The 6,527-nt window shown below is 72.2% G+C and carries 6 protein-coding genes; 3 read left to right on the forward strand and 3 right to left on the reverse strand.

Annotation, left to right across the window (positions count from 1 at the left end):
• Positions 1–826 (reverse strand): L-threonylcarbamoyladenylate synthase (locus VF665_RS17375; RefSeq protein WP_331054712.1); only part of this gene is annotated, 826 nt, incomplete at its 3' end.
• Positions 827–1,033: 207 nt separating this feature from the next.
• On the opposite strand from VF665_RS17375, the gene VF665_RS17380 reads away from it, so the two are divergent.
• On the forward strand, positions 1,034–1,342 hold the full coding sequence (locus VF665_RS17380; protein WP_331054713.1) for a hypothetical protein: 309 nt from the start codon (positions 1,034–1,036) through the stop codon (positions 1,340–1,342).
• Between the two features lie 61 nt (positions 1,343–1,403).
• Here VF665_RS17380 and VF665_RS17385 read toward each other — a convergent pair whose 3' ends face one another.
• Together VF665_RS17385 and VF665_RS17390 are read right to left on the reverse strand one after the other, a co-directional pair.
• Positions 1,404–2,726: a pitrilysin family protein gene (locus VF665_RS17385; RefSeq protein WP_331054714.1), complete on the reverse strand. Its 1,323-nt coding sequence runs from the start codon at positions 2,724–2,726 to the stop codon at positions 1,404–1,406.
• Complete coding sequence (locus VF665_RS17390; RefSeq protein WP_331054715.1) at positions 2,716–4,038, reverse strand: pitrilysin family protein; 1,323 nt, start codon at positions 4,036–4,038, stop codon at positions 2,716–2,718. The genes VF665_RS17385 and VF665_RS17390 overlap by 11 nt, the downstream gene beginning before the upstream one ends.
• Positions 4,039–4,164: 126 nt before the next feature.
• Here VF665_RS17390 and asd point away from each other — a divergent pair, with 126 nt between their 5' ends.
• On the forward strand, positions 4,165–5,082 hold the full coding sequence (gene asd, locus VF665_RS17395; protein WP_331054716.1) for an archaetidylserine decarboxylase: 918 nt from the start codon (positions 4,165–4,167) through the stop codon (positions 5,080–5,082).
• Between the two features lie 531 nt (positions 5,083–5,613).
• On the forward strand, positions 5,614–5,955 hold the full coding sequence (locus tag VF665_RS17400; protein ID WP_331054717.1) for a GIY-YIG nuclease family protein: 342 nt from the start codon (positions 5,614–5,616) through the stop codon (positions 5,953–5,955).
• Positions 5,956–6,527 lie beyond the last annotated feature (572 nt).

The raw sequence follows: 6,527 nt of genomic DNA on the forward strand, positions 1-6,527 counted from the left end.
CCGCGATCCGCGCTTCATCCGCGGGAGCGAGCAGGAGCGCGCCGATGCGTCCGCCCGCCTCCGCGGCGCGCCGGATCGCGTCGGCCCGTCCCTCCGCGGGGAGCATGTGCAGGGGGGCGCGCGGGGCGTAGTGGCGGTCCATCATCCCAGGCGAGGGGCGCGCGGCTTCGCCCCCCGGCTCCGCCGCCGGGAGCGCCACCTCGCCCACCACGCGGCGCAGTTCATCCACCGAAATGCTCCCCGGCCGCAGCACCGTCGGCACGCCCGCAACCAGGCTCACCACGGTGGACTCGATCCCCACGGGGCAGGGGCCGCCGTCCAGGATCAGGTCCACGCGGTCGCCCAGCCCGCGCTCCACGTGCCGCGCCGTCGTGGGCGAAACCTGTGTAGAGCGGTTGGCGCTCGGCGCCGCGACGGGGAGCCCGGACACCTGCAGCAGCGCGTGCGCCACCGGGTGCGCGGGAACGCGCAACGCCACGCTCGGCAGCCCGGCGGTGACGGCATCCGGTACGCCGTCGCGCTTGGGGACCACCAGCGTCAACGGGCCGGGCCAGAACGTCTCCGCCAGCCGCGCCGCCGCATCCGGCCACTCCGCGGCGAGCGCCCGCGCCTGGTCCGCGTCCGCCACGTGGACGATGAGCGGGTTGTAGCCGGGGCGCCCCTTGGCCGCGTAGATGCGCGCCACGGCCGCCGGGTCCAGCGCGTGCGCGCCCAGCCCGTACACCGTTTCCGTGGGGAACGCCACCAGCCCGCCGCCGCGCAGCACCTCCGCCGCGCGGGCCAGCACCGCGGCGGCCGGCGCGGCGGGATCCACCGGCAGCATCATGCGTCCCGGCGCGCGGTTGCGGGGAAACGGATGGTGCTGTGAGGGCGCGGCAAACTCCGCTGGGAACGCGCGATGGCGGCGCTCCGCGGGGGGCGGGCGGATGCGGCCGGAACGGCACGGGGGTTGCCTGAGTGGCTGCGAGAGCGCGTCGGCGGGGGCCGGCGCCCGAAGGAACGGCTCCGCGCCCGAGGGACACTGGAGGACCCGATGTGGATGTTCATGACCGCGCTCTGGGTGGTGATGCTGCTGGCCCCGCTGGCCCTGCTCGTCGCCCTGCTTCCCGCGGGGCGCGACTGCCCCCGCTGCGGAGGCGAAACCATTCTGCTGCGCACGCGCATGCTCATGGCGATCCGCCGCTTTCTGGGCCGGCGCTGGTGCACCGCCTGCGGTTGGGAAGGCGTCATGCGCGCCACGGGCAGCGCGCCCGTCCCGGCCCTCGCGCACGTGCACGAGCCGCAGGAAGAAGTGGATGACGACGCCGTGTGGCGTCCGGAGCGCAACGACACGCTGTTCTAAGCCGTCCTCCCTCGGGACGCACGCGACGCCCGGCCCCGCACAGGGGCCGGGCGTCGTCCGTTCACTCCGTTTCCGACATCCCGCCCACCACCACGCGCACCGTTCGCTCCGGCGCAAAGAAGCGGCGCGCCACCCGCAGCACGTCGTCCGCCGTCACCGCTTCAACGCGGTCGGCGTACGTTTCCCAGTAGTCGCGCGGCAGGCCGTACGCCTCCAGGGTCACAAAGCGCCCCGCCACGCCGCTGGGCGTCTCGAACACGCGGGGGAGCGACAGGATCATGGCGTCCTTGGCGCGGCGCAGCTCGGCGTCGGGCACCGGGCCCTCCGTCATCCGCTGCATCTCGCCGATCATCTCGCGCACCGCGTCGGCCGTCACCCCCACGTCCACCGCCGTTTCCGCGGACCATCCCCCCGTCACCACGCCGGGCTGGAACGACGAGCGGGCGCCGTACGTCCATCCCTTGTCCTCGCGCAGGTTGGCGCCCAGGCGTCCGGTGATGGTGGACCCGCCGAGGACGTAGTTGGCGACGGACGCCGCGAACCAGTCCGGCGAGCGGCGGTCCAGCCCGGCGCCCACGATGCGGATCTCCGACTGCGCCGCGTCGTCCCACGGCACCAGCACCAGCTGGCCGGCGCGCGCGGGAAGCTCCGTCCCCGCGGGGTAGGCGATGGGCGGCGGCGCGCCCTCCCACCCGGCGAAGGCGGCGTCCAGCAGCGCGCGCAGCTCCGCCGTGTCAAAGTCTCCCGAGGCGACCAGGAACGCGCCGCGCGGGCGGTAGAATCGGCCGTGAAAGTCCGCCAGCACCTCGCGCGGGACGCCCGCGATCCCCGCCGCCGTGCCGAATGCGGGCACTCCGTACGGGTGCCCGGCGCCGAACACCTCCAGCGCCGCGCGGTCTTCCGCCACGTTGGCCGGCTCGTCTTCGCGTGCGATGATGGCGTCCAGCGACTCCGCGCGCACCCGCTCCACCTCGCCCTCCGGGAACGACGGGCGCAGCAGCACGTCCGCCAGCAGCCCGACCCCCTCCGCCAGCGTTTCCGTCAAAAAGACGGCTTCGATCTCGGCGTAGTCGTGCCCCACGCTGGCGTGAACCGCGGCGCCCAGCCCGTCCAGCCGCTCGGCCAGCTCGTCCGCGGAAAGCGTCGTGGTTCCCTCCGTCAGCAGGTGGCCCACCAGCGAGGCGGTGCCGGGGTGCTCCGCGGGGTCGGCGGCGGACCCGGCGGGGAGCGCCAGGCGGATGACGACCTGCGGCACCGTGGCGCGCGGCGCGGCCACGACGTGCAGCCCGTTGTCCATCGTCCACCGGTCCGGCCGCGGCACGCGGGGGCGCGGCGGCTGCCCGGGGACCGGGGCGGGGAAGAAGGGAATGGATTCAGGCGGCATCGCGCACCTCCTCGTCCTCATCGCCCTCTTCGTCCGCGGGAACGACGACGAGCGTGGCGGCGCGGTCGGCCGACAGATACGCCGCAGCGACGCGCTGCAGGTCATCCGCCGTCACCTTTGCATAGCCGTCCAGCACTTCGTGGATGCGGTCCGCGTCCCCCAGCACCGTGGCGGCGTACGCCAGCGTGTCGGCGCGCTCCTCCATGGTGGCCAGCTCGCTGACCTGGTCGCGGCGCACGCGGCGGATGGCGCCAGTCACCTCCGCCTCCGTCACCCCGTCGCGGATCACGTCGTCCAGCACCTGGCGCACGGCGGCCTCCAGCGCCTCGGGCTCAATCTCCGACCGCGCCGTGCCTACGATCCCGAACACGCCGCAGAGCGCCGTGGGATACAGGTAGCTGTCGATGTCCTGCGCGAGCCGGCCGTCGCGCACCAGTGCGCGTTGCAGGCGGGAACTGTCTCCATCCGCGAGCAGGTAGGCCAGCACGTCCAGCGCGATCCAGTCCGGCGAGCCGTAGCCCGGCACGGAGAACGCCTGGTGCACGCGGGGAAAGCTGACCTCGTCTTCCATGACCTCGCGCACGCCGCCGGGCGAGGCGGGAAGGTCCGGCGCCGCAGCGGGTTGGATCGCGGGCCCGGCGGGCAGGTCGCCCAGGTACTTCTCCGCCAGCTCGAACGCGCGCTCCGGGGCGATGTCGCCGGCAAACACGAGCACCGCGTTGCCGGGGGTGTAGTACGTCTGGTAGAATTCGCGCGCGTCGTCCAGGGTGATGGCTTCCAGGTCGCGCATGTAGCCGATGGTGGGCCACGAGTACGGATGCGCGCCGGGAAAGAGCAGCTCGTGCAGGCGCTCGTCGGCCATGCCGTACGGGCGGTTCTCGTACACCTGCCGGCGCTCGTTCATCACCACGCCGCGCTGCAGCTCCAGGATCTCGCCGGTGAGGACGGGGAGAAAAAAGCCCAGGCGGTCCCTTTCCAGCCACAGGGGGACTTCCACCGCGTGGGTGGGGACCGTCTCGTAGTAGTTGGTGCGGTCCAGCCAGGTGGTGCCGTTGTTGGTGCCGCCTACCCGCTCCAGCACGTCGTCAAAGTGCCCCTTGGGGGCGTGCTGCGAGCCCTCGAAGAACAGGTGCTCCAGCAGGTGCGCCAGCCCGGTGCGGCCCGGGCGCTCGTCGCGGGAGCCGGCGCGGAACATCAGGTGGACGGTAACGATGGGGGCGCCGCGGTCCTCATGCGCCACCACGCGGAGCCCGTTGCCCAGCACGCGCGTGGTGCTGGGGATTCGGATGCTGGATGAGATGGATGTACTCAACGCCTTGCCGTTCTTGATTTTGCGGTCTCTGATCGCACGCTGTCCCGCGTCGCGGGACGCGCCAATCTAACACCCGGCCCCCGGATGCGCCCGCCCGCGGGCGCGCGGCCTGCAACCCCGCGGAGCATGCACCGTTCCGATCATCAGCCGGACCTTCCGTCCCTCCGCTGGCGCGCCGCGCTCTCGCTGCTGCGCCGCCTGCCGCAGGGCGCCCTCAGCCGCGGCTTCGGCCGGCTGGCGGACGCACCCATTCCGCCCGCCATGCGCCCCGCCGTTGTGGGCGCCTTTGCCCGCGCCGTGGGCGCGAACGTGAGCGAGGCGGAGCTGCCGCTGGAGGCGTATCCCACGCTGAACCGCTTCTTTACCCGCCGCCTCACGAGGGGTGCGCGCACGTGGCCGGCGGACGCGTCCACGGTCGCGTCGCCGGTGGACGGGGCGGTGGGGCAGCTGGGGATCATCCGCGAGGGCCGCCTGATCCAGGCCAAGGGGCGGCTGTACGACGTGGGACAGCTTTTGGAGGACGAGGGCGCGGCGTCGCGGTACGAGGGCGGCGCGTTCATCACCCTGTATCTCTCGCCGAAGGATTACCACCGCATCCACGCGCCGGTCGGGGGAGAAATCCGCGACGCGCGTCACGTGCCCGGCGCGCTGCTCCCGGTGAACGCGGCCGCGGTGGCGCACCTGCCGGAGCTGTTCGCCCGCAACGAGCGGCTGATGTGCCACATCGACGGGCCGGCGGGGCGGACCGCCGTGGTGGCGGTGGGCGCGTACAACGTGGGGCGCATCAGCGCGGCGTTCGATGCAGAGTGGAACGCGCCGGTGGGGACGAGCGCCTGGGTCACCAACCGCCGCGGCCTGCAGTCCGCCGCGCGCCGGTACGATCCCCCGGTGCCCGTGCGCCGCGGCGACGAGATCATGACCTTTCACCTGGGATCCACCGTCGTCCTCGTCTTTGAGCCCGGCCGGGTTACACTGGACCGCGCGTTGCGCCCCGGTGATCCGGTGCGCCTCGGCCAGCCCATCGCGCATCCTGCCCCGCGCTGACGCCATTGGGCGACATCGGTCGAGGTCATGGCTCCACCTCGCGAGTGAACGACAGGCTGCGTGGCACGCGCGGACCCGCGGCCGCACGAGCGAACCGGCCCCCTCGCCAAAGCCCGCTCTCCGCTTAAGCGTCTGGTTGTCATTCTGAAGGAGGCGCCGCGCAACACTCCCCGTCTGCACACACTCTGGCGCCGACTGAAGAATCCCGCCTACACTCCGCCGATGAACGACAGGCTGCGTGGCGGGCTCAGACTCGCGGCCGCACGAGCGAACTGGCCCACTCGCCGCAGCCCGCTCTCCGCATCGGCGTCTGGGCGTCATTCTGAGGGAGGCGCCCCGCATCACTCTTCGTCTGCACACACTCTGGCGCCGACTGAAGACTCCCGCTTACACTCCGCCCGCGAACGACAGGCTGCGTGGCACGCTCGAACTCGCGGTCGCAGGATCACTCCGCCAACACCACTCCGACCGCCCGACCGCACGTTTGTCCGCCGAGCGCACTCGCGGTGCCCCTTCGTACCCCTTGGAACCGTGTCGACGTACTTCGTCTACATCTTCGCGAACAGGGCGCGTACGCTCTACACGGGCGTCACGAACAATCTCGTGCGCCGCGTCCATGAGCATCGAGAGCGGCTTACCCTCGGGTTTACGTCGGTACATGGCATCAACCGCCTTGTCTACTTCGAGCCCGCCGATGCACCACGCGCGGCGATCGAGCGCGAGAAGGAGATCAAGTCCTGGGTGCGTCGAAAGAAGGTGGCGCTGATCAACGACCACAATCCGGAATGGCGGGACTTGGCGGAGGACCTTGGCTTTGAACGGCTCAAGGAGGGGACGAGCAAGGTGATCGTACGGAAGCAGACAGTGGACTGATGGCAGAGAAGCGCGTTGGCGGACAGTTGGAACGTGGCGAATCGTTCGGTGCACGCCGCGCCCGCCGACGAAGAGGCGGCGAGTCAGGCCCGGGATCCTTCAGTCGGCGCCACGGTCTGACGTGGAAGGAGGGTCCGGTGCGGCGCCTCCTTCAGGATGACGCTCAGGGGCCGAGGCGCGAGGGGCGGTTCTGTGCGGGGCACGTGCGGCGACGGGTTCGGTGCACGCCGCGCTGCCGATGAGGAGGCGGCGAGTCAGGCCCGGGATCCTTCAGTCGGCGCCAAAGTCTGGTGTGGAAGATGGGTCCGGGCCGCGCCTCCTTCAGGATGACGCGCATGGGCCCCGGCGCGAGGGCGGTTCTGTGCGGGGCACGTGCGGCGACGGGGTCGGTGCACGCCGCGCCGCCGATCAGGAGGCGGCGAGTCAGGCCCGGGATCCTTCAGTCGGCGCCATGGTCTGGTGTGGAGGAAGGGTCCGGTGCAGCGCCTCCTTCAGGTTGACGCTCAGGGGCCGAGGCGCGACGGACGGTTCTGTGCGGGGCACGGTGTGGCGACGGGTTCGGTGCACGCCGC

It is taken from the genome of Longimicrobium sp. (assembly GCF_036387355.1).
Classification (GTDB): Bacteria; Gemmatimonadota; Gemmatimonadetes; order Longimicrobiales; family Longimicrobiaceae; genus Longimicrobium.

Bases quoted from the DNA above. Each gene is read 5' to 3' on its own strand.
- VF665_RS17380 (WP_331054713.1), top strand. From the start codon at position 1,034: ATGTGGATGTTCATGACCGCGCTCTGGGTGGTGATGCTGCTGGCCCCG.
- VF665_RS17385 (WP_331054714.1), bottom strand. From the start codon at position 2,726: ATGCCGCCTGAATCCATTCCCTTCTTCCCCGCCCCGGTCCCCGGGCAG.
- asd (WP_331054716.1), top strand. From the start codon at position 4,165: ATGCACCGTTCCGATCATCAGCCGGACCTTCCGTCCCTCCGCTGGCGC.